Source organism: Nocardioides oceani (assembly GCF_030412965.1).
Lineage (GTDB): Bacteria > Actinomycetota > Actinomycetes > Propionibacteriales > Nocardioidaceae > Nocardioides > Nocardioides oceani.
This window is the reverse complement of sequence record NZ_JAUHJQ010000005.1, coordinates 215,124-240,496: the sequence shown is the minus strand read 5'-3', so window position 1 is coordinate 240,496 and position 25,373 is coordinate 215,124. Positions and strand designations below refer to the sequence as shown.

Here is a 25,373-nt window from a genome sequence, read left to right as displayed (position 1 = left end):
CACCCCCGCATGACCCTCGCTCCCCCGCTGCCCGCCTCGGGTGCCGCCGCCGTGCGGCGCCCGAGGCGGCTGCGCGCCGTCTGGCTGCTGGGCGGCCTGCTCGTGCTGGTCGGGCTGATGGCGCTCTCGGTCGCCGTCGGCTCGCGCGACGTCGGCCTCGACGACATCCTCGCGGCGCTCGGCGGCTCCAGCGACACGCTCGACCGGGCGGCGGTCACGAAGCGGATCCCCCGCACCTTCCTCGCCGTGCTCGTCGGCGCCGCGCTCGGGCTGGCCGGCGCGGTGATGCAGGGCGTGACCCGCAACCCGCTGGCCGACCCCGGCATCCTCGGCGTGAACATGGGCGCCTCGCTGGCCGTCATCACCGGCATCGCCTGGTTCGGGCTGACCGCCCCCGCGAGCTTCGTGTGGGCCGCCATCGCCGGGGCGGCGCTCTCCGCCGTCTTCGTGTACGCCGTGGGGTCGCTCGGGCGCGGCGGGGCGACGCCGTTGAAGCTCGCGCTCGCGGGCACGGCGACCTCCGCGGCGTTCGCCTCGTTCATCACCGCGGTGGTCCTGCCCCGCAACGACATCGCCGGCGGCGTGCGGTCCTGGCAGATCGGCGGCGTCGGCGGGGCGTCCATGGACACCATCACCCTCGTGCTGCCCTTCCTCGCCGTCGGGCTGCTCGTGTGCCTCGCCTCCGCGCGCGGGCTCAACTCGCTGGCTCTCGGCGACGACGTGGCGGCGGGCCTCGGCGAGCGGGTCGCGCTCACGCGCGGCGCCGCCGCCGTCGGCGCGGTGCTGCTGTGCGGCGCCGCGACCGCCGTCGCCGGCCCCATCGGGTTCGTCGGTCTCGTCGTGCCGCACCTGTGCCGGCTCCTGGTCGGCGTCGACCACCGCTGGCTGCTGCCGTTCTCCGCCGTCACGGGCGCCGCGCTCCTGACCGCCGCCGACGTCCTCGGGCGCGTCGTGGCCCGGCCGAGCGAGATCGACGTCGGCATCATCACCGCGCTCGTCGGCGCACCGTTCTTCATCCACGTCGTCCGCCGGCAGAAGGTGCGCGCCCTGTGACCGCCTCGCTCACCAGCAGTCCCGCGTCCTCCACGCTCGAGCGGGTCGCGCGCGGGCGGAGCCGCCGCGCGGCCCGGCGTCGTGGCGTCGTCGTCGTGCTGGTGCTGCTCGTCGTCGGCGTCCTCGCCCTCAGCCTCATGGTGGGTCGCACGTTCTACCCGCCGGGCGACGTGCTCCGCGTCATCGGCGGGCAGGACGTGCCGGGCGCCTCGTTCACCGTCGGGCGGCTGCGCCTGCCCCGCGCCGTGCTCGCCCTGCTGGCGGGGCTCTGCTTCGGCCTGGCCGGCGTCACATTCCAGACCATGCTGCGCAACCCGCTCGCGAGCCCCGACATCATCGGCATCAGCGCCGGCTCGAGCGCCGCGGCCGCGGTCGCCATCGTCACCTTCGGGCTCTCCGGCACCGCGGTGTCCTTCCTCGCCATCGTGGTCGGGCTCGGCGTCGCGCTGCTGATCTACGTGCTGTCCTTCCGCGACGGCGTGGCCGGCACCCGGCTGATCCTCATCGGCATCGGCATCGCCGCGATGCTCGAGAGCGTCATCGCCTACGTGCTCAGCACGGCCGCCGCCTGGGACCTCCAGGAGGCCACCCGCTGGCTGACCGGCAGCCTCAACAGCGCGAGCTGGGACGACGTGCTGCCGACGCTCCTCGCCCTCGTGGTCCTCGGGCGGCTGCTGCTCACGCGCGCCGGCGACCTCGACATGCTCCAGCTCGGCGACGACGCCGCCTCGGCGCTCGGCGTTCGCGTGGAGCAGACCCGCGTGCTCGTGATCGTCGCGGCCGTCGGGCTCGTCGCCTTCGCGACCGCCGCGACCGGCCCGATCGCCTTCGTCGCGTTCCTCGCCGGACCGATCGCGGCGCGCATCGTCGGGCCCGGTGCCTCGCTGCTCGTCCCGTCGGCGTTGGTAGGGGCGCTGCTCGTGCTGGTCGCGGACCTCGCCGGCCAGCTGGCGTTCGACCACCGCTACCCCGTCGGGGTCGTCACGGGCGTGCTCGGCGCGCCGTACCTCGTCTACCTCATCGTCCGCACCAACCGCGCCGGAGGCTCGCTGTGACCGCCGACCACACCCTCACTGTCCACGACCTCGAGCTGGGGTACGGCGAGCGCACCGTCATCGACTCCCTCGACCTGGTGCTGCCGCCGGGCCGGGTGACCGCGATCGTCGGCGCCAACGCCTGCGGCAAGTCGACGCTGCTGCGCTCGATGTCGCGCCTGCTGCGCCCGCGCACCGGACAGGTGCTGCTGGACGGCAAGCAGGTGCACAGGCTGCCGGCCAAGGAGCTCGCCCGCACGCTCGGCCTGCTCCCCCAGGCGCCCACCGCGCCGGAGGGGATCACCGTCAGCGACCTCGTCGGCCGGGGCCGCAACCCGCACCAGGGGCTGCTGTCGCGCTGGAGCACCGAGGACGACGCCGCCGTCGCCGCCGCGCTCGAGGCGACCGACACCGTCGAGCTCGCCGACCGGCCCGTCGACGAGCTGTCCGGCGGTCAGCGCCAGCGGGTCTGGATCGCCATGGCCCTGGCCCAGCAGACCGACGTGCTGCTGCTCGACGAGCCGACGACGTACCTCGACGTCAGCCACCAGGTCGAGGTGCTCGACCTGCTCACCGACCTCAACCGCAACCGCGGTACGACGATCGTCATGGTGCTGCACGACCTCAACCTCGCCGCGCGGTACGCCGACCACCTGGTCGCCCTCACCGGCGGCCGGCTGCACGCCGCCGGCGACCCGCACCAGGTGCTCACCGAGGAGACCGTCCGCGCCGTCTTCGGACTGGACTGCTCGGTCATCACCGACCCGGTCTCGGGCCGCCCGCTCATGCTGCCGATCGGCCGGCACCACATGGCGGTCACCCGCTCGTGAGCCCCACGGGCATGCGCACCTCGGTGATGGCGTCCCCCCGCACGTCGTACTGCTCGGCGATCGTGAGGTGGTACGGAAGGGTGTGCCACGGCAGCGCCGAGATGTCGACCCGGCACGTGTAGCGGCCCGGACGCATCGTGGCGAGCTTGAAGCGGGGCCCGTCCGGGCTGCGGACCACCGGTGCGCGGTACTCGCGGCCGTCGGTGGCGGCCGCGCACACGATGTGGGCGAACCCGTCCTGCCAGGGCCAGGGCAGGTCGGTGCGGGCGTCCACCAGCAGGCCGCGCAGCGACCCCGCAGGCTGCCCGCTCCGCAGTCGCACACGCGTCTCGCCCCGCCCGACCCGGACCTCGCGGGCCGGGGGAAGCAGGCGGGAGGAGAGGTCGGAGGTCAGTGCCACCCGGTAGGTGCCGGGGATCAGGTGCCGGAAGGTCACCGGCCGGCCCGACACCCGGCGGTGCTGGGTGCGGGGCTGCTCGGCCCAGGGCGGGGCACCGCCCTCGATCTGCACGGTCGTGCCGCGAGGCGCTCGGACCGTCACGCTCCCGGTCCTCGGCGCGGCCTTCAGCACGCCGAGGCGGGTGGTCCGTCCCGGTCGGACCTCGAACCTGCGGTGCGCGAAGCGGGTCACGCCGCTCTCGGTGGGCTCCCCCTGAGCCTCGAGCAGGTAGGTGCCCGGCAGCAGGCGAGGCACGGCGAACCGACGGCGCGGGGCGCTCGTCCCGCGGAGACCGATCAGCGCGCCGCTCGCGTCGTGCAGGCGCACCCGCGGGGCACGGAACGGGACGCTGCCGGTGACGGCGCCCAGCCGGCTGCTGCGTACGTCGAGGTCGAACCGCTCGTCGGCGTCCCGGTCCTCGACCAGCACCTGCCGCGCGTACGGCACGGGGCCGTCGTCGTCCAGTCGGCCGCTCTGCCGACCGAACCGGACGAGGTAGGGGCTCGACGACGGTGCGACGCCGACGAAGGCGTAGCGCCCGGCCGCGTCGGTGCGCATGCTGTACCGCGACTGGGCCCAGATGTCATGCGGCCGGGCCGGGTTCTGGTAGACGAGCGTGACGGGAACGTCCGCCACCGCCTCGCCGTCGACGCGGACGGTCCCGCTCACCGTGGGGTCTGCGCCGGACAGGTCGACGGTGGTCACGCCCGGACCGACACGGACGGTGGGGTGCCCGGAGAGGCTGTAGCCGAACGGCCAGATGGCCTGGAGCTGGTAGCCGCCGGGGCGGATCGATGCGAACGTGGCGACCCCGTCGACCACCGGCTCGCTGAGCCCGAACCCGCTCGGCGACCCGAGTGCGGTGATGTAGACGGCCTCGGCTGCTGTCGAGCCCATCACCACGCGGAGGACGGACGGCTCCTCCAAGCGGACGTCGCCGAGGTCAATCGGCGCCGTCGACTCGGCGCCACCGAAGTAGCCGCCCACGGCGAGCAGGTTCGAGTGGGGTCCGTCGGTCCCGACGTACGTCGGCAGGAGCTCGAGATCGCCGTCGTCCCTCGAGCACCTGTCCCACTGCGTGGCGCCGCTCAGACAGACCGCGAGGACGTAGCGGTCGCTCCTGACCGACGCTGCGGGCAGCACGAAGGTGCCGTCCTCACCGGCGGTCGCGCCGTGGGACGCCTGACCGGGTTCGGGGTCGGACAGGGGGTCCGAGGCCGACACGTCGACCAGCGCCACGGTCGCGCCTGGCACGGGAGCACCCTGGGCATCGACGGCCCTCCCACGGATCTCCGGGCTGTCGCCCTCGGCCGCCGGCGCCGGTCCGGGGACGAGCACGACGAGCAGGGTGAGCAGGCACAGCAGGGCGGCGGCCGCGGCGGAGGCGGAGGCGGGGTGTCTCTTCACGCGCGGTACGACGCACCGCCGCCCGGTCCGGTTCGCGCGACTTCCGGGACCGCGCCGGCGTCGGGTCGCCGAGTCAGGTGGCCAGGACGTAGTCGAGGCGGATGGGTGGTCCCCGATGGATCATCACCAGGGTCGGTGGGCGGCTGCGATGTCGGTGACCGGTGGGCGTGGTGGTCTCCACCGCGCCGTCGGCTGCGGGCCCGGCGTCCCAGCCGGGTGCCTGCTTGGCGTGGTTGCACGACTCGCACAGGCCCTGCCCGTTCCGGCCGGTCGTCTCTCCGCCCTCCGCGACGGGTGTGGCGTGGTCGTCGTGACGGATCGGGGCGCCGCACCAGGGCGTTCGACAGACCTGGTCGCGCAGCCGGATCAAGCGGGCGAGCCCGCGCGGACAGGTGCGTGCCCGGGAGTCCATCGCGACCAGCTCGCCGGTGACGGGGCTGGCGTAGAGCCGGCGGAGCCACACCTCGTCACCGGCGTCCAGCGCACCGGCCAGGACCTCGCGGCCCAGCTCGGCCGGGACCCACCCGAAGCCGTCCACGTGGGCCGGCTCGTCGGACTCGCCGAAGACCACCTGGTCCGACATCACGAGGCCCAGCTCGATGCGGGGACCGCTGGTGGCCTCGTGGCCGCCCAGGACGTTGCTGACCAGGGTGTCGGCCATGACCTGGCCCTTGCCCCGGGCGTCCGCGCCGTCGGCCCGGGCACCATCCGCCGCCTTGACGAGCGCGGCGTACGCCGCCACGCCCTCCTCCACCGGGAGCAGGGCGGTGAGGTAGACCATGGCGTCCGGAGCCGGCCGGATCGTGACCCGGCGGTCCGACCGTGCCTGCCGCTGGCGGCGCACCACCGAGGCCGCGTCCAGGCGCGCCGCGTGACGGCGGCAGAACGAGGCGACGTCGCGGTCGCTCATCCGGTCCAGCGCCTCGCTGTCGGCCGCCAGGAGGCGATCGATCTCCCGGCGGTCGTCGACCTCCAGGCAGGCGGTCTCGCGGACCGCGAGGGTCACGGCGTACTCCGTCACCTTCCCGCTGCGCCACGCCGCCCACAGCGAGGGCATCTCAGCCGTCACCACCTTGGCCAGGCCGAGGTGCCGCTGGCCGCGGTGAGGGGACTCCTTGCGCGCCAACCCCACCTGCGCCGCGACCCCCCGGCCCCGGCGGGCGGCGGCCGATCCTCCTCCTGCCTGCACCGCCCGCTGGGAGGCGTCCAGCTCACGTGCCAGTGCGGCCTGGGCGGCGGTTGCGACCCGGACGAGGTCCTCGAGCGCGGTGATCGACTCCACCCGTGCGGCGTCGTCCAGCCCGGAGGGCACGTCGAGCGCGGCGGTCAGCGCGGCCCGGAGGTCGTCGATCGTCGAGGCGCGCAGGATCCCGGCTCTGGGAGGCGTCGGCTCGACCACGGCGGTGACGCTAGGCGCTGCCGGGGACAGCGGCGAACGGCTGTCCACAGGCTTGGTGGACGACGCCGACTGCGGGCCCTCGACCGGCCGGCGGCGGGAGCGAGGAGACGAGCGCCCCGTACGCCTCGTCAACGGCTCCGTCCTCGGCCGCGGGCACGACGGTGTCTGGCCGCTGCCCCGGAGGCGCGCGAGCGCGGTGTGTCGACGGAGCAGCTCGGCGTCACCACCGGCCGCCGTCACCATGGAGCGACCCGGTCGTGCCACCGGTCGTGCAGCACCCTCGACCAGCGGTCAGTCCAAGCAGAACTCGTTGCCCTCGACGTCCTGCATGACGATGCAGGACTCGTGCACGCCGTCGGCGTGCAGCGTCGTCACATGGGTCGCGCCGAGCGCGACCAGCCGGTCCCGCTCGGCCTCGAGGGTGGCCAGCCGCTCGTCGCCGACGAGGCCGGTGCCGGCCCGCACGTCGAGGTGGACGCGGTTCTTGGCGGCCTTGCCCTCCGGGACCCGCTGGAAGAACAGCCGCGGTCCGGCACCGGTCGGGTCGACGCAGGCGAAGGCCGAGTCCTGGCGCTCGGGCGGCAGGGCGGCGTTGAACGCCGCCCAGGAGTCGAACGCCGGGGGCGGCGGGGGCACGACGTACCCCAGCACCGCGCACCAGAAGCGCGCGACCCGCTCGGGTTCCGCGCAGTCGAACGTCACCTGGACCTCGCGCACAGCCGCCACGTCGCGACCGTAGCGCCGTCTACGTCGCCGCCGCGACCAGGCCGGCGAGCAGGACGAGCGGCAGCGAGACGACCGCGCCCAACGACGTGGCGAGCGTCAGGGTCTTCAGGCTGCCCTTGGTGGAGAGGTCGAGCAGCGTGGTGAACATCCAGAAGAAGTTGCTGTTCACGTGCAGGGCGAACATCGCGCCGGAGGCGATCGCGAGGGCGATCACCACGGGGTCCACGCCGAGCGACCCGACGACCGGGGCGATGATGCCGGCCGCGGTGATCGCGGCGACGGAGACCGACCCGATCGCGAAGTGCAGCACCGCGGCGATGCACCAGGCGAGCAGCACGCTCAGCACCACCGGCGCGCCCTCGTCCGCGGAGAACAGGTCCGCGAGCGTGTCCTCCAGGCCGCTGCCCCCGATGACGGCGCCGAGCGAGCCGCCGACGCCGGTGACGAGCAGGATCTCGCCGGTCGTGCGGAACCCGGCGGTCAGCACCTGTCCGGTCCCGTCGGCGCCCAGCCCCGGGCGCACCATCGCGACCGCGATGAGGAGCCCGAGGAAGAGCGCGATGTTGGCGTCGCCGAGGAAGGCGAGGACCGCGGGCAGGTCGCCGGCCACGTCGACGATCGCAGCGGCCGCGATCAGGACGAGCGGCACCAGGATCGGCAGCAGCCGCACACCGAGCGGCAGGCGCGCGGCGCGGTCGGCGTACGGCACGTCGTCGGCCTCGGCGGTGTCCTCGCGACGGGCGGCCGCGTCCGCGTCGAGGTCGGAGTCCTCCGACCACAGCCCACGACCGAGCAGCAGGCGGAAGAGGAACGTCGTGAGCAGAGCGGTGAGCAGGCCGATCGGCAGGCCGTAGAGCAGGTAGGTGCCGAGCGGCACGTCCATCAGCCCCGCGACGGAGACCGCCGCGAGCCCGGGGACGACGAACACGTAGCCGGAGAAGATGCCGATCCCCATCGCGCCCGCGAGCCACGGCAGCCCGTGCCGCCGGTCGACGGCGGCCGCGGACTCCTTGGCCATCGGCGCTGCGAGCACGACCTGCACGTCGACGTAGATGGAGGGGAAGATCGTGGAGAGCGCGGCGGTCATCGCGTACGGCAGCTTGCGCCCCACCCGCCGGGCCAGCAGGTCGACCAGGTCGCGGAACGTCCCCATCGAGTGGAGCAGCGCGCCGATGAGCACGCCGAAGCCGATCAGCAGACCGACCTCGGCCATGATCTCGCCGAACCCGCCCGTGATCGCACCGACCGTGCCGTCCGCGCCCTGTTCGGTGGCCAGGCCGAGGTAGACGCACGCGACGAGCAGCGAGATCACCGGGTCGATCTTGAACCGGATGATCAGCACGATCGCGGCAAGGATCGCGACGGCGGAGTGCAGGATCTCCACAGAGACTCCCGTCGGGTGGGGGCACGGTCGCGTCACCGATACCCGGCTCGAGGACACGGCACCCCGCGGGAGGGAACCGATCCCTCGCGCTCGGTCATCTGGTCCCATGACGGCGAGACAGGACGGGCGAGGGTGACCGACGACGACGACGACTTCACGGCCTTCGTGGCCGCGCGCTGGCGGACGCTGGTCCGGGCCGGCCTGCTGCTCGGCTGCGACCTGGCGGAGGCCGAGGACCTGGCGCAGACGACGTTGGTGAAGTGCTACCTCGCCTGGCCCCGGGTGGCGGCGGCCGACGACCGCGACGCCTACGTCTACCGCGTGCTCGTCAACGCCCACCGTCAGCGGCGCCGGCGGCGCTGGCACGGGGAGCGGCCGACCGAGGTCCTGCCCGACGTCCCGGTCGCCGACCACGGCACGGCGGCCGGCGAGGCCGACGCGGTCGCCCGCGCGCTGGCCGACCTCAGCGCCGACCACCGCGAGGTGGTGCTCCTGCGCTTCTACCTGCAGCTGGGCGAGACCCAGATCGCCGAGGTCCTGGGGGTGCGGCCGGGGACCGTGAAGAGTCGGCTCTCCCGGGCGCTGCGGCGGCTCTCGACCAACGCCCACCTCACCCCGCTCGGCCCCGCGTCCGAAGGAGACGGTGCCCGATGAACGAGACCGAGGCCGTCGAGCAGGTCACCCGGCTCGCCGAGTCCGCCGACCCCGGTGACGCGCCCGTCGGTCGGGTCCTCGCCGCGGCCCGGCGGGCCCGTCGGCGACGTACTCGTCGTGTCGTGGTCGGCGCCGTCGCCGCCACGGCCCTGACGACGCTCGGCACGGTCGGCGTCGTGCAGGTGGCGACCGACAGCCCCACCACCCCCCGGCCGGCGCCGGTCGACGGCCCCGTCCCCCCGCCCGGCACGCGGTACGTCGGCCTCGGCCGCGTCGTCGTGGCGGTGCCGGCCGTGTGGGACACGAACCGTTTCGCGTGCGGCTCGCCCGCCGCGGACACCGTGTACTTCCGCCCGTCGGTCCCCGAGCCGACCTGCGACGCGCCGGACGACCGCTACGACTCCCTGCGCATCGGCAGGCTCGGCGAGCCCGAGGGGTCCGTGGCCGAGCTGGCCGAGCTGGCCGAGCTGGTCGACGACGGCGAGCGCGTCGACCTCGGCGAGGGCGTCGTCGGCTACCGGTCCCGGTCCGGCTGCACCGACGACGGTGCGGCGGGAGGGGTTGGCGAACGCGTCACCGGGTGCACGACGACCCTCGTCGTGCCGGAGGAGGACGTCTTCCTCCGGCTGCGGACGGCTGATCCGCGCGCCGGCGAGGTGGCGGACGCGGTCCTCGGGTCCGCCCGGCTCCTGCCCGACGGCTGGACCACCGTGCCACCGATCGCCTGGATGGAGCCGAGCGGCAGCGTCGGGAACCGGCTCCTCGGCGCCGGCCTCGAGGTGGCCCGGGAGGGCGAGGGGACCTTCGGCTCCGGCCGGACGCCCGTGCTCGGCAGCCACCCCGACGCGGGGTCGGTCGTCGCTGCCGGCTCCACGGTGTCGCTGGCGCTCGCCGGCCCGGAACCGATGGTGGCCGTCCCGGCGTCGACCACGCCCGGCGGCTCGGTCGACCTGTACTTCCCCTCCGAGCAGCTCCGCGGCGTCGGGTTCTCGCTGACCTCGGCCGGCCGGCCGGCGTCGTCGGGGCCGGACTTCTCGCTCACCTCCGACGCGGGCTCGGGCGGCACACCGACATGGGGTGCGGGGTTGGTCCCGGACCTCGGCGTGGGCGGCCCGGGGCCGGACCGGGTGGTGGTCCCGGACGTCACGGCGCCGGGCGACTACCGGCTGTGCACCGCCAACGCCGCAGACCAGGCATGCACGACGATCACCGTCACAGCGGGGTCCGCGCCCTAGGGATGCGCGGCCGGGGCGGTGGCGGCGGCCTCCGCCGCGGGCGGCGCCAGGTCCCCGGGAAAGTCGTGTGCCCCACGACGCGCACGGGCGCGTCGTGGGGCACACGGACCCACTGCTGAGGACGGCGGGCCGGAGGGCCCGGCCCGGGCGGCTACTCCGCGGGCGCCACGAACGTGCCGGTGGCCGGCTGGCCGGTCTCGCCGACCGCCTCCGGCTCGCCGCCGGCGACGCCGACCTCCAGGGAGCCGTCGGAGGACTGCACGCGCACCGGCGGGGCCACCCGCAGCTCCTTGGACTCACCGAAGGCGAGGTCCCCGGAGAACACGATCTCGTTCGAGCCGTCACGGACCACGACGTTCGTCCCGCCACCGGAGGCGGTGAGCAGGACGGGCACCGGCTTGCCGACCTCGGTGCTGCCGTTGTCGATGCCGCGCGAGCCGTTGAGGACGAGCGCGTCGCCGTTGAGGTCGACCGGACTGTCCATCACCAGCCGCGCGACCGACCAGGCCAGGACCAGCGCCATGACGGCCGCGACGAGGACCGACCAGTTCGGGCCGCCGCGGGTGCCGCGGATCGAGCCGTTCGCGCCGGTGGCCAGCTCCGCCTCGAACACGCGGCGCGGGTCGATCGGGGCGTCGGCGTACCTCTCGTCGTACGCCGCCAGCAGCGGTGCCACGTCGATGCCGAGCACGCGCGCCAGCGTGCGCAGGTGGCCGCGGGCGTAGAAGTCGCCGCCGCACGGGGCGAAGTCGTCGACCTCGATCGACTCGATGACGTGCGGACGGATGCGCGTGCGGTCGGCCAGCTGGTCGACCGTCAGGCCGATGCGCTCGCGCGCCGCCGTCAGCTGCGGGCCGATGACCGGGTCGACCGCCGGCTGCACCGGCGCCTCGATCGCGAACCCGTCGATGACGACCGGGGTCCGGGGCGCGTCGGGACGTGCGCCCCAGGTCTCGGTGTCCTCGACCAGGTCGACGCTGCCGGGGCGGCGCAGCTCCCGCGCCTCGGGCAGGCTGCGCGCGACCGGGCGCGCGCCGTCGCCGAGGTCGAGCGCCGTCGCGCCCTGGACGGCGCCGGCCGCCAGGCCGTCGTGCACGGTCTCGGCGCGGACGGCCGTGACGGGCATCCGCAGCGGGCTCGGGGTCGGGCTCGCCTCCTCGACGTACGCCGTCAGCGGCTCGTCCGCCGCCTCGATCGGCTCGGCGGTCTCGCGACGCCGCGACAGCCGCGCCGCGACCGCGCCGATGCCGCGGGCCAGCGCGGGGCGCGGGTCGGGGATCCTCGGGCCGCCAGGCTCCCCGGACAGCGGCCCCTCGGACACCGGCTCCTCGGACACCGGCTTGTCGACGGGCTCCTCCGACACGGGCTCGACGACCGGCTCGACGACCGACTCGACGACCGGCTCGGCGACCACCGGCTCCTCGGAGGCCGGCGCCTCGACAGGCTCCTCGTCGTCGAGCGGCAGGGTGGGGTCGAGCTCGACGACCTCGGTGCGGCCGTCGGTCAGCGTGAGCAGCGCGGAGGTGAGGTCGGGGTCGTCGCTGGTGACGCGGGTCGACATCGACAGCGGCACCGACAGCACCTGCTCCTCACCGCCGGGCCCGGCGGTGACGACGTCGAGCCGTCCGTCGCGGAGCAGCCCGCGACGCGGCAGGTGCTCGATGGAGAGCAGCGAGTCCCACGTCATCCCGTGCCACGCGCGCCCCTCGCGGATCCGCACGCCGTGGCCGTCGGCCACCAACAGGGGGCCGCGGGAGTCCAGCAGCGCGAGCAGGTGCCCGGCCGCGAAGAGGCCCATGACGACGAAGAGCACCCAGTCCAGCCAGGCGCCCGAACCGCTCGCGCGGGCGAGGTAGGCGATGGCGACGGCCGAGGCGAGGCCGCCGACCGCCGCGGACAGCGCGGCGTTGCGGCGTACGACCAGGCCCTCCTCGGGCGCCGTGGAGAGCTCCTCGTCCGGGAGCTCCTCGTGGTCGTCGGGCGCGAAGCCCTGGTCGTCGTGGTCCAGCAGTGCTGACTGGTTCCGGGCCGATCCGTTCACATCTCCCCCTGCAGGGTCGCGATGACGCCGTCGATCTCGTCGGGCTTCACGAGCACGTCACGGGCCTTGGAGCCCTCGCTCGGACCCACCACCCCACGGCTCTCGAGGATGTCCATGAGCCGGCCCGCCTTGGCGAAGCCGACCCGGAGCTTGCGCTGCAGCATCGAGGTGGACCCGAACTGCGTGGAGACGACGAGCTCGATGGCCTGGATGACCAGGTCCATGTCGTCGCCGATGTCGTCGTCGAGCTCGCGCTTGGCCGCGGCCGGCGCGGTGACGTCCTCGCGGTACGTCGGCTCGAGCTGGGTCTTGCAGTGCTTGACCACCTGCGCGATCTCGGCCTCGGTGACCCACGAGCCCTGCACGCGGACCGGCTTGGAGGCGCCCATCGGCAGGAACAGTCCGTCACCCTGGCCGACGAGCTTCTCGGCGCCCGGCTGGTCGAGGATGACCCGGCTGTCGGCCAGCGAGGACGTCGCGAACGCCAGCCGCGAGGGCACGTTGGCCTTGATCAGGCCGGTGACCACGTCGACCGAGGGCCGCTGCGTGGCGAGCACCAGGTGGATGCCGGCCGCGCGCGCCAGCTGCGTGATCCGGACGACCGCGTCCTCGACGTCGCGCGGCGCGACCATCATCAGGTCGGCGAGCTCGTCGACGATCACCAGCAGGTAGGGGTACGGCGCCAGCTCGCGCTCGCTGCCCGGCGGCACCTCGACCTTGCCCGCCCGGACAGCCTTGTTGAAGTCGTCGATGTGGCGGAACCCGAAGTTGGCCAGGTCGTCGTAGCGCAGGTCCATCTCGCGCACGACCCAGGCCAGCGCCTCGGCGGCCTTCTTCGGGTTGGTGATGATCGGGGTGATCAGGTGCGGGACGCCCTCGTAGGCGTTCAGCTCCACCCGCTTGGGGTCGACCATGATCATCCGGACCTCGTCGGGCGTGGCCCGCATGAGGATCGAGGTGATCATCGAGTTGATGAACGACGACTTGCCCGAGCCGGTCGCACCCGCGACCAGCAGGTGCGGCATCTTCGCGAGGTTCGCGACCACGAAGCCGCCCTCGACGTCCTTGCCGAGGCCGGCGACCATCGGGTGGTGGTCGCCCCGGGCGGTGCCGGAGCGGAGCACGTCGCCGAGGGAGACGATCTCCTTGTCGACGTTCGGGATCTCGATGCCGATCGCGGACTTGCCCGGGATCGGGCTGAGGATGCGCACGTCGGCGGAGGCCACCGCGTAGGCGATGTTCTTCGACAGCGCGGTGACCTTCTCGACCTTCACCGCGGGGCCCAGCTCGACCTCGTAGCGCGTCACCGTCGGGCCACGGGTGTAGCCCGTGACCTGCGCGTCGATGCTGAACTCCTCCATGACCTGCGTGAGCCGGTCGACGACCGCGTCGCTCGCCTTGGACCGGGCCTTGTGCACCGAGCCGGGCTTGAGCACCTCGTTGCCCGGCAGGGAGTAGACGACGTCACCGGAGATGGCGAGCTGCTCGGCCCGCTCGGGGAGCGGCGTGTGTGGGGGCGGCTGGATGTCGCCCTTGGCGAGCTCGCCGGTCTCCGCCGCGACGGCCTCGGTGAGCACGGTCGCGTCCGGGTCGGCGAGGTCGGGGAAGTCCGGGACCTCGTCGGCGTAGGGGTCGAAGACCTCCATGCCGGCGTCGGTCTCCTCTTCCACCGGTGCGGCCTTCCGGCCGCGGCGCTTCTTGACCTCGCGGTCCTCGAGGACCGGGGTGTCGTACGCCGGGTCCCCCATCTCGGGGTCGATCTCGTCGTCGTCGAGGGCGCCGCGGCGACGGGAGGGCGCCGGGTCGCCGTGCTCGTCGACCTGACGGCCCAGCAGGCGGTCGCGCAGGTCGGCCAGCCGCTCGGGGACGAGGTAGACCGGCGTCGCGGTGATGACGAGCACCCCGAAGACGGCCACCAGCAGCAGCAGCGGCACGACGACGTACGCCGTGCGCAGCAGGTCGAGCAGCAGCGAGGACACCACGAAGCCGACCGCTCCCCCGGCGCCCTGCAGGTCGCTGGCGTCGCCGGCGACCGGCTGCGGGTTGCCGTTGGCGATGTGGACGATGCCGAGCACCCCGAAGGCGAGCGCGGTCCAGCCGACCACCTGCCGGCCGGCCGGGCCGTTGCGCACCGGGTCGCGCATGGTGCGCACGCCGGCGTACGCCACGGCCATCGGCACGAACCAGCCGACCTTGCCGACGGTGCCGGAGACCGCCGTGCGGGTGAGGTCCATGACCCCACCGGGGACCTGGAACCACACCGCGGCGGCCACGACGAGCGAGACGCCGAGGAGGAGCAGCCCGACGCCGTCGCGGCGGTGCTCGGGGTCGATGTCACGGGCGCCGTGGCCGATGCCGCGGGCGACCGCGCCGACGCCGTGGGCGATGCCGAGCCAGACGGCCACGACCCCGCGCGCGAGCGCCTGGAAGAAGAGGGCGACCGGTCCGGTGCCGCTGCGCACCGCCCGGGGAGCCGGACGAGCACCGCCGCGGGCAGGCTTGCGCGTCGCGGGACGCTTCTTGCTCGCGCTCGCGGCTGGTCGTCGGGTGGGCGTACTCCGGGATCGGGTGCTCGAACCCCCACGGCCGCTGCCCGCACTGCTGCGGGACCTGGCTGTGGACGTGCTCTTGCTCCGCGACCCCGGCGGGGAAGACGTACGGGTCGCCATGGTCGTCAACCTACTTCCCCGTCACTCCAGTCACAGGGACCACACGATTGCGTGTCGTGCCCGAGCGCGCCGCGACCCGGGGGACGCCTTCCGGCTGTCGCCGGACGTAACGGGGAATTTTCCCGCTGCTATGGACCTCGCCGCACGGGCGTCCTTAGGGTGCGCGAGTCGGCTGCGAACACGGGGCCGACGTTCACCCACACTCGGAGGGGTATCTACGTGAAGATCCTGAAGACGGGGCTCAGCCTCGTTCTGCTGGGAGCCGGCATCGCCGCCGTCCCCAGCCAGCTGGCCACCGCGGCGGAGCAGTCCGCGCCCGTGGCCGGCGAGTCCCTGGTGCAGCGCCTCAAGGGCGAGGCACAGGGCGCGGTCCGGCTCGCCACCGAGCCGGCGACGGGCAAGGTCGGGTTCGCCCGCGCCGCCCGCAACGGCGACCTCCTGCCCACCGTCCAGGCCACCTCGGCCACGGGCGCGGCAGCCAAGGCCACCGCCTACCTCGACCGGTACGCCGCCGCGTTCGGCGCGCCGGCCGACCAGCTCCGGGAGAGCGGCGTCGTGGCCGACCCGCTCGGCTGGACCGTCACCTACACCCAGCAGTACGGCGGGCTCCCGGTCTTCGGCGCCCAGCTCAAGGCGAGCGTCGACAAGGACGGCGACCTCACCGCGGTCAGCGGGTACGTCGCCCCCGACCTGCGGCTGGGCACCACGCCGCGGCTGGGCGAGGCCGACGCCGCGCGCCGCGCCGTCGCGACCGTCCGGGTCAACCAGACCGGCGACCACCGCGCCGACCTGCGCGGCCTCGAGGCCGTCGCGACCGACCTGACCGTCTACCGCACCGGCGCGATCCGGGGCATCGAGGGCGAGGCAGTCCTGGCGTACGTCGTCGAGGTCGCCAACGCGACCAAGAGCCTGCGCGACAAGGTCTTCGTCGACGCGACGACCGGCAAGCTGCTCAACCGCTACTCCCTCGTCCACGGCAACCTCGAGCGCGAGCTCTACGAGGCCTTCCTCGACGACAACGGCACCCCCGAGGACGAGGAGGACGACACCATCGGCGGCCTCGAGGAGCCGATCTGGAAGGAGGGCGACCCCTTCCCCGGCGGGCTCGACGCCGACCAGCGCAGCCTGGTCGAGGGCACCGGCGAGGCGTACTGGTTCTTCAAGAACAGCTTCGGCCGCGACTCCTACGACGGCAAGGGCGCGGTCATGCGCACCGTCAACAACGACCCGCGCATCGAGTGCCCGAACGCGAACTGGAACGGCACGACCACCAACTACTGCACGGACGTCACCTCCGACGACACCGTCGCGCACGAGTGGGGCCACGCCTACACCGAGTACACCTCCGGCCTGATCTACCAGTGGCAGCCCGGCGCGATGAACGAGGCCTTCTCCGACATCTGGGGCGAGACCGTCGACATCATCAACACCCGCGGCAACCAGACCCCGGACCCCAAGCGGGCCGACGGGCTGTGCTCGTCGTTCAGCGGCGCCATCCCGGTGCTGACGATCACCGCCCCGCAGAGCATCGCCAAGGAGTGCGTCACCGGTGGCACGCTCGGTGAGCTCGACGAGCCGGTCATCGGCCAGGTCGTCGCACCGACCGACGCCGTCGACGAGGGCGGCACCGCCACCGACGGCTGCACGGAGTACACCTCCCCCGCCGACGTCACCGGCAAGATCGTGCTCGTCGACCGCGGGCTGTGCACCTTCGTGCAGAAGGCCCAGGTCGCGAAGGCCGAGGGTGCCAAGGCCGTCATCATCGGCAACCGCGAGGACGCGCCGGTCGGCTTCTCCGATGCCGACACGACCCTCCCGCCGACCGTGTCGATCGGCCTGACCGACCGTGAGGCGATCCGGGCCGCGCTCGCCGCTGGCGAGACCGTCGAGGTCGAGATCGTCGACGCCGCCGGTGAGCGGTTCGAGTCCTACCGCTGGCTCTCCGGCGAGGGTGACGCCGCCTTCGGCGGCGCGATCCGCGACATGTGGAACCCGACCTGCTACGGCGACCCGGGCAAGGTGAGCGACGCGGAGTACAAGTGCTCCACCGACGACTCCGGCGGCGTGCACAGCAACTCCGGCGTGGTCAACCACACCTACGCCCTGCTCGTCGACGGCGGCACCTCCAACGACGTCACCGTGCCGGGCATCGGGCTGGACAAGGCCGCCAACATCTTCTGGCGCACCCAGTCCACCAAGCTCGGCCCCACGTCGGACTTCGCCGACCTGGCCGAGGGCCTCGCCGCCTCCTGCACCGAGCTGGTCGGCAAGCCGATCAACAAGGTGAGCGTCGCCGAGAACGCCACGCCCGAGGTGGCCGAGCCGGTCACCCCGACCGACTGCGCCGCGGTGGACGCCGCCGCGCAGGCGACCGAGCTGACCACCCCGCCGACCCAGTGCAACTTCAAGCCGCTGCTGGCCAAGGGTGCCCCGGGCACCTGCGGCAAGGGCACCAGCTCGAAGGTCGTCTGGGGCGACGACTTCAGCAAGGGCCTGAAGAAGTGGAAGCTGTCCGAGCGGGTCGTCTTCGAGGGCGGCTCCGGCATCGACTGGCGTGCCACCTCCAAGGCCCCCGGCCGCAAGGGCAACAAGGTCGCCTACGACCCGTCCGGTGACGTCGGCCAGTGCACCAACGGCGAGGGCGACAAGTCCAGCGCCAACGCCATCACCAGCCCCGGCATCGCGCTCAAGGCGGGCCTCAAGCGCCGGCTGCAGTTCAAGCACTACGTGGCGACCGAGGCCGGCTACGACGGCGGCAACGTGAAGATCCAGGTCAACGGCGGCAAGTGGAAGGTCATCCCCGCCAAGGCCTACGTCTTCAACAAGCCCAACACCACGCTGACGACCGCGGCCGAGGAGAGCACCAACCCGCTCGCCGGCGAGGAGGGCTTCTCGGGCACCGACGGCGGCGTCGTCAACGGCTCGTGGGGTACCTCGATCGTCGACCTCGCCAAGGCCGGCGCCGGCAAGGGCGACAAGATCAAGATCCGCTTCGAGCTCGGCCGTGACGGCTGCGGCGGCGTCGACGGCTGGTACGTCGACGACGTGAAGGTCGTCGTGTGCAAGGACAAGAAGAAGGGCGGCAAGGCGCGGCGCGAGACCGCCGACGTCCGCTGACCCACCCGCACCACCCAGCACGACCAAGCAGGCCCCGTCCGGAGCGATCCGGGCGGGGCCTGCTGCTGTGCGGGCTGACCGACGGGTGCAGGAGTCCCCGGTTAACCGGGGACCCCTGCACATATCGGGGCAGATCTCCCCTGAGAAGTGCAGGACCACCCCGGTAGGTGGTGCCGGTGGGACTCCTGGGGCGGCGCCCCGGCGGGACCGGACCGTCGGTCAGGACTCGATGACGACCGGGATGATCATCGGGCGGCGGCGGTGCGTGCCGCTGACCCAGCGGCCGATCACGCGACGTACGGTCTGCTGGAGCTGGTAGGTGTCGGTGTTGCCCTCGGCGACGGCCCGGTCGAGGGCGTCGATGATCGGCTGCTTGATCTCCTCGAAGTCCACGGCGTCCTCGACGAACCCGCGGGCGTGGATCTCGGGTCCGGCGGAGACCTTGCCGCTGACGGAGTCCATGACGACGATGACCGAGATGAAGCCCTCCTCGCCGAGGATCCGGCGGTCCTTGAGGTCGGACTCGGTGATGTCACCGACCGAGGAGCCGTCGACGAAGACGTAGCCGCAGTCGACCTTGCCGGTGATCGACGCGACGCCGTCGACGAGGTCCACCACGACGCCGTCCTCGGCCACGACGACATTCTCGACGCCGGTCGCCTTCGCCAGGTCGCGGTTCGCGAGCATGTGCCGCATCTCGCCGTGGACGGGCAGCACGTTGCGCGGCCGGACGATGTTGTAGCAGTAGAGCAGCTCGCCGGCGCTGGCGTGGCCGGAGACGTGCACGAGCGCGTTGCCCTTGTGCACCACGCGGGCGCCCCAGCGGGCCAGACCGTTGATGACGCGGTAGACGGCGTTCTCGTTGCCGGGGATCAGGCTCGAGGCGAGCAGGACGGTGTCGCCCTCCTCGATGTGCACGAAGTTGTGGTTGCGCTGCGCGATCCGGCTCAGCGCCGACATCGGCTCGCCCTGGGAACCGGTGGAGATCAGCACCTGGTGCTGCGGCGGCAGGTCGGCGAGGTCCTTGGTGTCGACCAGCGTGCCCGGCGGGACCTTGAGGTAGCCGAGGTCACGCGCGATGGCCATGTTGCGGACCATCGAGCGGCCGACGTACGCCACCTGGCGCTCGTGGGCGTGCGCTGCGTCGAGCACCTGCTGGACGCGGTGCACGTGGGAGGCGAAGCAGGCGACGATGATCCGCTGGGAGGACTCCCGGAAGACCCGGTCGATGACCGGGGTGATCGACGTCTCCGCCGGGGTGAAGCCGGGCGTCTCGGCGTTGGTGGAGTCGGTGAGGAAGAGGTCGACGCCCTCCTCCCCCAGCCGCGCGAACGCACGCAGGTCGGTGATCCGGCCGTCCAGCGGCAGCTGGTCCATCTTGAAGTCGCCGGTGTGCAGCACCATCCCCGCGCCCGTGCGGATCGCGACCGCGAGCGCGTCGGGGATCGAGTGGTTGACCGCCACGAACTCCAGGTCGAAGGGGCCGAGGGAGAGCCGGTCGCCCTCCTTGACCTTGTGGTGCACCGTCTCCTTGAGCCGGTGCTCGCGCAGCTTGGGGTCCAGCAGCGCCAGCGTGAGCTCGGAGCCGACGAGCGGGATGTCGCCGCGCTCGCGCAGGAGGTACGGCGTCGCGCCGATGTGGTCCTCGTGGCCGTGGGTGAGCACGAGCGCCTCGACCCGGTCGAGGCGGTCCCGGATGGGACCGAAGTCGGGGAGGATGAGGTCGACGCCGGGGTGGTGGTCCTCGGGGAACAGCACGCCGCAGTCGACGATGAGCAGGCGCCCGTCGTACTCGAAGACGGTCATGTTCCGCCCGACCTCGCCGAGCCCGCCGAGGGGGATGACCCGGAGGCCTCCCTCGGGCAGTGCCGGCGGTTCGGACAGCTCGGGGTGCGGGTGGCTCAAGCCGGTCGTTTCCTTACGTCAGGAGGCCGGCGGCCAGGAGGCCCGCGCGGAGCGCGGCGACCTCGTCGTCGTCCAGCTCCACGAGGGGCGACCGGACCCGCCGGTTGTCGAGGACGCCGAGCAGCTGGAGTGCTGCCTTGGCGGTGGTCGCTCCGTAGTTGGCGACGCCCATGACGGCGTCGATCGCGGGGAGCATCCGCGCGTAGATCTCGAGGGCGGTGCCCTGCTCGCCGGCCCAGTAGGCGTCGGCCATCGCCTTGAGCTGGTCTCCGGCCGCGTGTCCGACGACGCTGACGAACCCGACGGCGCCGTGGGCGAGCCAGCCGAGGTTGGCCTCGTCGTCGCCGGAGTAGACGGCGTAGCCGAGCTCGCGGATGCGTACGCCGCGGGCGAAGTCGCCGACCGCGTCCTTGACCGCGACGACCTCGTCCCAGGCGGCGGCCTGCTCGTAGGTCTCCAGGGCGATCGTCGAGCCGGTGCGGCCCGGGACGTCGTAGAGCATGACCGGCAGCTCCGCCGCGGCAGTGACCTGCCGGAAGTGCCCGAGGATGCCGCGCTGGCCGGGCTTGTTGTAGTACGGCGAGACGAGCAGCACCCCGTCGGCGCCGTTCTTCTTCGCCTGCTTGGCCAGCCCCAACGACGTGCGGGTGTCGTTGGTGCCGACCCCGGCGACGAGGTGGACCCCGGGGCCGACCGCGTCGCGGACCGCGGCCAGGACGTCGCCGTCCTCGTCGGGGGTGGTCGTGGGCGACTCCCCCGTCGTGCCGGAGACGACCAGGCCGTCGTGGCCGTGCTCGACCAGGTGCCGGGCGATCCGCTGGGTCGCCTCGAGGTCGACCGACCCGTCCGCGGTGAAGGCGGTCGCCATCGCGGTCAGGACGTGCCCGAAGGGCGCTGCGGGGGTCGAGGCGGTCATGAGGGTCAGGTTATCGCCCGACGTGGGGCATCACGTCGCGCGCCACCAGCCGGAGGTGGTCGAGGTCACCGAGGTCGAGGACCTGGAGGTAGACGCGCTCGGCGCCCAGCGCGGCGTACCGCCCGATCTTGTCGACGACCTCCTGCGGGGTGCCGGCCAGGCCGTTCTCGCGCAGCTCGTCCTTCTCCCGGCCGATGGCCGCCGCGCGGCGCTCGACCTCCGCCTCGTCCTCGCCGACGCACAGCACGAGCGCGTTCGACCACGCCATCGTCGCCGGGTCGCGGTCGGCCGCCTCGCAGGCGGCGCGGACGCGTGCGAACTGCGCCTCGGTCGTCGCCTCGTCGACGAACGGCAGGTTGAACTCGTCGGCGAACCGGGCGGCGAGCTCGGGCGTGCGCTTCTTGCCGAGGCCGCCGATGAGCACCGGCGGTCCGCCGCGGCGCCCGCCGGTCTGCACGGGCTTGGGCAGGCCGGGGCTGTCGCTGACCGCGTAGTGCTCGCCGGCGAAGTCGAAGCCCCCCTCGGTCGCCCACAGGCCGGTGATGACCTCGAGCTGCTCCTCGAAGCGGTCGAAGCGCTCACCGGTGCTCGGGAACGGAATGCCGTACTTGGTGTGCTCGGCCTCGAACCAGCCGGCGCCGATGCCGAGCTCGACCCGGCCGCCGCTCATCGCGTCGACGTTCGCGACGCTGATCGCGAGCGGACCCGGGTGGCGGAAGGTCGCGCTGGTCATCATCGTGCCGAGCCGGATGGTGCTGGTGTCGCGGGCCAGGCCGGCCAGCGTGATCCACGCGTCGCTGGGGCCGGGCAGCCCCTCGGTGCCCATCCCTAGGTAGTGGTCGGAGCGGAAGAAGGCGCCGAAGCCGAGCTCCTCGGTGGTCCGGGCGACGGCGAGCAGGTCGTCGTACGTCGCGCCCTGCTGGGGTTCGGTGAAGATGCGCAGCTCCATGGTGGCAAGCCTGCCAGCCCGCCGGATAGGGTCCGCACCATGCTCGCCATGGCGCACGCAGGCTTCGTGTTCCTGTCGATGACGAAGACCGGCTCCACGGCGATCCAGCGCCGCTTCGACGCCCAGGCGCAGCTGGTCGTCCGCAAGCCGCCGACGATGAAGCACATGCGCGCCCGCACGTTCGAGCGGCTCGTCGCGCCGACGCTGGAGGCCTACGGCTTCCCGCGCGAGAGCTACGAGCTCGTCTGCCTGGTGCGCGAGCCGGTCGACTGGGCGGCGTCGTGGTGGCGCTACCGCGCCCGCCCCGGCTTCGAGGGGAAGCCGCGCTACACCGGCGGGATGTCGTTCGAGGAGTTCGCCGAGCAGATCCTCGCCGGCGAGGTGAACCTCGGCAGCTCGGCCACCTTCGTCTCCGACGTCGACGGCCGCGTCATCGTCGAGCGGATCTACCGCTACGAGCACCTCGAGCAGGCCAGCGCGTGGATGGCCGACCGCCTCGGCGTCGACCTACCGGCACCGGCCCGGGCGAACGCCTCGCCCGCCCGCGAGCTCGACGTCTCCCCGCGCCTGCGCGCGCGGCTGGAGGAGCACTACGCCGCCGACCTCGAGGTCTACCGCTCCGCACTGTGACTGCCGGGCTCGTTCCGGGCTCGTTCGGGCCCCGGGGGCCTGTCTTCAGCGGCACTGCTGTCGCTCCACACGCCGCCCGCGTGCTCTGCAGCGGCACTGTTGTCGGTGGGTTCCGGTCGCCCGCGGACTCAGCCGGTACGTCGAGGTCGCCACGCTGCGCATCGACGACGGACGGCCGGGAAGTTTCATCGGCCGGCCGCTGAAGCTCCCGGTGGGCCGATGGAACTTCATCGGCCCACCGGGAGTTTTGTCGGCCGGCCGATGAAACGTCGGTCGATGCGGCGGCGTACCCCGGGGCGCCGGCGCTAGGAGGCGCAGCGGGCTCCGCTGTCCACCGCCCAGCCGCCGTTGCCCCACCGGGCGACGACCAGGACGTCGCTGACACGTCCCGTCGTCGTGACGAGCGCGAGCACCTCGGTCGGCGAGAGCTCGACGACCCGTGCGGAGGTGGCCGCCCTCCCCAGCGCGTCCTCGACCGTGGCGTCCGGAGCGGGTGCCGACCGGTCGTAGGAGAAGAAGCGCCGCTCATCGGTCGGGCACCCCAGCAGCTGGACGACCGTCTGGAACTGGCTCGTCTCGTAGCGCGCGACGAGGTCGACGGGATCGACGGGCACCCCGCTGGTCTCGGCGACCGCGGTCTCGGGCTGTCTGGACTCGGGCGCACCGTCCTCGGTGCACCCGTGCACCAGGAGCGAAGCGAGCAGGAGAGCCGGGGTGGCGAGGATCCTCAAGCCGCTAGGACGCTGCGAAAGCGAGGGTGGTTCCCGAGCCGGAGGACGGCCCTCAGCGAGCGGGAGGGGTACGCCGGACCCAGCGGACCACGTCGTATCCCTCGGCGGGCTCGCGGGACGCCTCGCGCCACTCCCCCGGGTCGAAGGCCGGGTAGTACACGTCGCCGGCCGGCTCGAGGTGGACCTCGGAGAGCACCTGCTCGTCGGCGACGGCCAGTGCGGCGGCGTACACCTGCGCTCCGCCGGCGACCATCAGGTCGCCCTCGATCCCGTCCGCGAGCGCGAGCGCCTCGTCGAGGTCGTGGGCGACGAGCACGCCCTTCGCGGACCAGGACGGGTCGCGGGTCAGCACGACGGTGGTGCGGCCGGGAAGGGGCCGGCCGATCGAGTCGTACGTCGTGCGGCCCATGAGCAGCACGTGGCCCCAGGTCAGCTCCTTGAAGCGCTTCTGCTCGCCGGGGACCCGCCACGGGATGTCCGGGCCGTCGCCGATCACGCCGTTGCGGGCGACGGCGGCGACGAGCACGACGCGGGTGCCGCCGGGGGTCACGGGCGGCTCATCGGACGGCTCGTCCGGCGGCTCATACCGCGATCGGGGCCTTGATGCCCGGGTGCGGGTCGTAGCCGGCGACCTCGATGTGCTCGAGCTCGAAGGCGTCGAGCGCGGTGACGGTCGGGTCGAGCACGAGGCGGGGCAGCGGCCGCGGCTCGCGGGTCAGCTGCAGGCGGGCCTGGTCGAGGTGGTTGAGGTACAAGTGCGCGTCGCCGAGGGTGTGCACGAAGTCGCCGACCTCGAGCCCGGTCACCTGGGCGACCATGTGGGTCAGCAGCGCGTAGGAGGCGATGTTGAACGGCACGCCGAGGAAGACGTCGCCCGAGCGCTGGTAGAGCTGGCAGGACAGCCGGCCGGGGCCGTCGGCCTGCGGGGCGACGTAGAACTGGAACATCGTGTGGCACGGCGCGAGCGCCATGTCGGGGATGTCGGCGACGTTCCACGCCGAGACGATGTGGCGGCGCGAGTCGGGGTCTCGCCTGATCTGCTCGACGACCTGCGCGAGCTGGTCGACGTGACGACCGTCCGGGGTCGGCCACGAGCGCCACTGGTAGCCGTAGACCGGGCCGAGCTCGCCCTGCTCGTCGGCCCACTCGTCCCAGATGCTGATGCCGCGCTCCTGCAGCCAGCGCACGTTGGTGTCGCCGCGCAGGAACCACAGCAGCTCGCCGAACACCGAGCGGGTGTGGACCTTCTTGGTCGTCACCAGCGGGAAGCCCTCGCTGAGGTCGAAGCGCATCTGGTGGCCGAAGACGCTGAGCGTGCCGGTTCCGGTGCGGTCGCCCTTCTCGACGCCCTCGTCGAGCACGCGGCGGAGGAGATCGAGGTACTGCTGCACGGGCCCGAGCCTAGTCGTCCGCGCCGACGTCGCGTCGGAGGTCCAGGGTGCCGGTGATCGTGGTGCGCGTGGCGCCGCCGACGTGGACGACGTCGCCGGTGCGGGTGACGTGGACGCGGCCGCGCCGGCCGACCGCGGTCCCCTGCGCCGCGACGTACGCCGCCGGCAGGCGCGTGCCCGCGAGCCACTGGCCGATCCCGGCGTTGAGGCTTCCGGTGACCGGGTCCTCCGGGACGCCGTACTGCGGGCAGAACGCGCGCACCTCGACCGCGACCGGCCCGTCGGCGTACGTCCCGACGACGCCGATCTTGAGGTCGCCGAAGGCCGCGAAGTCGGGCGCCAGGGCGAGGACGGCCGCGGCGTCGCGGAGCAGGACCCCGACCCAGCCGGGGCCGTTGTCGATCCACGCCGCGTCGAGGAGGTCCTCGCGCGGCAGCCGCAGCGCGGTGGCGACCGCCGCGAGGTCGGCCTCGTCGACGGGGCCGGATCGGATCAGCGGCGGCGCCTCGAAGGCCAGGACACCGTCCTCCCCGCGCAGCGTCACCAGCCCGGCGCCGCATTCCTGGACGATGCCGTCGCCGGCAGGCGCGCCGCCCGCCTCGAGCCACGCGTGGGCGCTGCCGAGCGTCGGGTGGCCCGCGAACGGCAGCTCGCCGCCGGGGGTGAAGATCCGCAGCCGGTAGTCAGCGGCGGGGTCGAGCGGCCGGAGCAGGAAGGTGGTCTCGGACAGGTTCGTCCAGCGCGCGAAGGCGGCCATCTGCTCGTCGGTGAGGTCGTCGGCGTCGTGGACCACGGCCACCGGGTTGCCGAGCAGCGGCTCGGTGGAGAAGACGTCGACCTGGCGGAAGGACAGCACGGGCACG

Annotated in this window: 20 protein-coding genes; 7 read left to right on the top strand and 13 right to left on the bottom strand. The window is 73.4% G+C overall.

Annotation, left to right across the window (positions count from 1 at the left end):
- The first annotated feature begins 9 nt into the window (after positions 1-9).
- The 3 genes from QWY28_RS14285 to QWY28_RS14275 are packed head-to-tail and all read left to right on the top strand — an operon-like array spanning position 10 to position 2,917.
- The gene (locus QWY28_RS14285) at positions 10-1,053 is read left to right on the top strand and encodes a FecCD family ABC transporter permease (protein WP_300953229.1); all 1,044 of its coding nucleotides are present in this window, start codon (positions 10-12) and stop codon (positions 1,051-1,053) included.
- Positions 1,050-2,108 (top strand): FecCD family ABC transporter permease, encoded by a 1,059-nt coding sequence (locus QWY28_RS14280; RefSeq protein ID WP_300953228.1) that lies wholly within the window; start codon positions 1,050-1,052, stop codon positions 2,106-2,108. The genes QWY28_RS14285 and QWY28_RS14280 overlap by 4 nt, the downstream gene beginning before the upstream one ends.
- A complete protein-coding gene (locus QWY28_RS14275) occupies positions 2,105-2,917 on the top strand; it encodes an ABC transporter ATP-binding protein (RefSeq protein WP_300953227.1) in 813 nt (270 codons plus the stop codon). Before QWY28_RS14280 ends, QWY28_RS14275 begins: the two co-directional genes overlap by 4 nt.
- Here QWY28_RS14275 and QWY28_RS14270 read toward each other — a convergent pair.
- The 4 genes from QWY28_RS14270 to QWY28_RS14255 form a co-directional block, all read right to left on the bottom strand.
- Positions 2,904-4,763, bottom strand: coding sequence for a carboxypeptidase-like regulatory domain-containing protein (locus tag QWY28_RS14270; RefSeq protein WP_300953226.1), 1,860 nt, complete (start codon positions 4,761-4,763; stop codon positions 2,904-2,906). The two genes, QWY28_RS14275 and QWY28_RS14270, sit on opposite strands and share 14 nt — an antisense overlap.
- 73 nt (positions 4,764-4,836) lie before the next feature.
- Positions 4,837-6,162, bottom strand: coding sequence for an HNH endonuclease (locus QWY28_RS14265; RefSeq protein WP_300953225.1), 1,326 nt, complete (start codon positions 6,160-6,162; stop codon positions 4,837-4,839).
- Between the two features lie 291 nt (positions 6,163-6,453).
- Complete coding sequence (locus QWY28_RS14260; RefSeq protein WP_300953224.1) at positions 6,454-6,888, bottom strand: VOC family protein; 435 nt, start codon at positions 6,886-6,888, stop codon at positions 6,454-6,456.
- 19 nt (positions 6,889-6,907) lie between these two features.
- A complete protein-coding gene (locus QWY28_RS14255; RefSeq protein WP_300953223.1) occupies positions 6,908-8,272 on the bottom strand; it encodes a GntP family permease in 1,365 nt (454 codons plus the stop codon).
- A 132-nt stretch (positions 8,273-8,404) separates the two neighbouring features.
- Here QWY28_RS14255 and QWY28_RS14250 point away from each other — a divergent pair, with 132 nt between their 5' ends.
- Together QWY28_RS14250 and QWY28_RS14245 are read left to right on the top strand one after the other, a co-directional pair.
- Entirely contained in the window at positions 8,405-8,926 is a 522-nt protein-coding gene (locus tag QWY28_RS14250) for a SigE family RNA polymerase sigma factor (RefSeq protein WP_300953222.1), read from the top strand.
- Positions 8,923-10,161: a hypothetical protein gene (locus QWY28_RS14245; protein ID WP_300953221.1), complete on the top strand. Its 1,239-nt coding sequence runs from the start codon at positions 8,923-8,925 to the stop codon at positions 10,159-10,161. The genes QWY28_RS14250 and QWY28_RS14245 overlap by 4 nt, the downstream gene beginning before the upstream one ends.
- Before the next feature lie 151 nt (positions 10,162-10,312).
- Here QWY28_RS14245 and QWY28_RS14240 read toward each other — a convergent pair whose 3' ends face one another.
- Both QWY28_RS14240 and QWY28_RS14235 read right to left on the bottom strand, forming a co-directional pair.
- Positions 10,313-12,202, bottom strand: a complete 1,890-nt coding sequence (locus QWY28_RS14240; RefSeq protein ID WP_300953220.1) for a helix-turn-helix domain-containing protein — start codon at positions 12,200-12,202, stop codon at positions 10,313-10,315.
- Complete coding sequence (locus tag QWY28_RS14235) at positions 12,199-14,871, bottom strand: DNA translocase FtsK (protein WP_300953219.1); 2,673 nt, start codon at positions 14,869-14,871, stop codon at positions 12,199-12,201. The genes QWY28_RS14240 and QWY28_RS14235 overlap by 4 nt, the downstream gene beginning before the upstream one ends.
- A 219-nt stretch (positions 14,872-15,090) precedes the next feature.
- Here QWY28_RS14235 and QWY28_RS14230 point away from each other — a divergent pair, with 219 nt between their 5' ends.
- Positions 15,091-17,988: a M4 family metallopeptidase gene (locus QWY28_RS14230; protein ID WP_300953218.1), complete on the top strand. Its 2,898-nt coding sequence runs from the start codon at positions 15,091-15,093 to the stop codon at positions 17,986-17,988.
- Between the two features lie 219 nt (positions 17,989-18,207).
- On the opposite strand, the gene QWY28_RS14225 is transcribed toward QWY28_RS14230, so the two are convergent.
- From QWY28_RS14225 to QWY28_RS14215, 3 genes are read right to left on the bottom strand one after another with little or no spacing between them, the layout of a single operon-like run.
- Positions 18,208-19,893, bottom strand: coding sequence for a ribonuclease J (locus QWY28_RS14225; RefSeq protein WP_300953217.1), 1,686 nt, complete (start codon positions 19,891-19,893; stop codon positions 18,208-18,210).
- A 13-nt stretch (positions 19,894-19,906) separates the two neighbouring features.
- On the bottom strand, positions 19,907-20,809 hold the full coding sequence (gene dapA, locus QWY28_RS14220) for a 4-hydroxy-tetrahydrodipicolinate synthase (protein ID WP_300953216.1): 903 nt from the start codon (positions 20,807-20,809) through the stop codon (positions 19,907-19,909).
- Between the two features lie 10 nt (positions 20,810-20,819).
- On the bottom strand, positions 20,820-21,758 hold the full coding sequence (locus QWY28_RS14215) for an LLM class F420-dependent oxidoreductase (RefSeq protein WP_300953215.1): 939 nt from the start codon (positions 21,756-21,758) through the stop codon (positions 20,820-20,822).
- A gap of 48 nt (positions 21,759-21,806) precedes the next feature.
- Between QWY28_RS14215 and QWY28_RS14210 the strand changes: the two genes are divergently transcribed.
- Positions 21,807-22,388: a sulfotransferase family protein gene (locus QWY28_RS14210; protein ID WP_300953214.1), complete on the top strand. Its 582-nt coding sequence runs from the start codon at positions 21,807-21,809 to the stop codon at positions 22,386-22,388.
- Positions 22,389-22,693: 305 nt separating this feature from the next.
- Here the strand turns inward: QWY28_RS14210 and QWY28_RS14205 are convergent, their stop codons facing one another.
- Genes QWY28_RS14205 through QWY28_RS14190 form a run of 4 tightly spaced genes read right to left on the bottom strand, consistent with a single transcriptional unit; the run spans position 22,694 to position 25,372 of the window.
- Positions 22,694-23,119 (bottom strand): hypothetical protein, encoded by a 426-nt coding sequence (locus QWY28_RS14205; protein WP_300953213.1) that lies wholly within the window; start codon positions 23,117-23,119, stop codon positions 22,694-22,696.
- 52 nt (positions 23,120-23,171) lie between these two features.
- On the bottom strand, positions 23,172-23,669 hold the full coding sequence (locus tag QWY28_RS14200) for a dihydrofolate reductase (protein WP_300953212.1): 498 nt from the start codon (positions 23,667-23,669) through the stop codon (positions 23,172-23,174).
- 31 nt (positions 23,670-23,700) lie between these two features.
- The gene (locus QWY28_RS14195) at positions 23,701-24,510 is read right to left on the bottom strand and encodes a thymidylate synthase (RefSeq protein ID WP_300953211.1); all 810 of its coding nucleotides are present in this window, start codon (positions 24,508-24,510) and stop codon (positions 23,701-23,703) included.
- A gap of 10 nt (positions 24,511-24,520) precedes the next feature.
- Positions 24,521-25,372 carry a PhzF family phenazine biosynthesis protein gene (locus QWY28_RS14190; protein ID WP_300953210.1) on the bottom strand — a complete coding sequence of 284 codons (852 nt, stop codon included), beginning with the start codon at positions 25,370-25,372 and terminating at the stop codon, positions 24,521-24,523.
- Position 25,373: the final 1 nt, after the last annotated feature.

Bases quoted from the DNA above. Each gene is read 5' to 3' on its own strand.
- QWY28_RS14285 (WP_300953229.1), top strand. From the start codon at position 10: ATGACCCTCGCTCCCCCGCTGCCCGCCTCGGGTGCCGCCGCCGTGCGG.
- QWY28_RS14245 (WP_300953221.1), top strand. From the start codon at position 8,923: ATGAACGAGACCGAGGCCGTCGAGCAGGTCACCCGGCTCGCCGAGTCC.
- QWY28_RS14235 (WP_300953219.1), bottom strand. From the start codon at position 14,871: ATGGCGACCCGTACGTCTTCCCCGCCGGGGTCGCGGAGCAAGAGCACG.
- dapA (WP_300953216.1), bottom strand. From the start codon at position 20,809: ATGACCGCCTCGACCCCCGCAGCGCCCTTCGGGCACGTCCTGACCGCG.
- QWY28_RS14215 (WP_300953215.1), bottom strand. From the start codon at position 21,758: ATGGAGCTGCGCATCTTCACCGAACCCCAGCAGGGCGCGACGTACGAC.
- QWY28_RS14210 (WP_300953214.1), top strand. From the start codon at position 21,807: ATGGCGCACGCAGGCTTCGTGTTCCTGTCGATGACGAAGACCGGCTCC.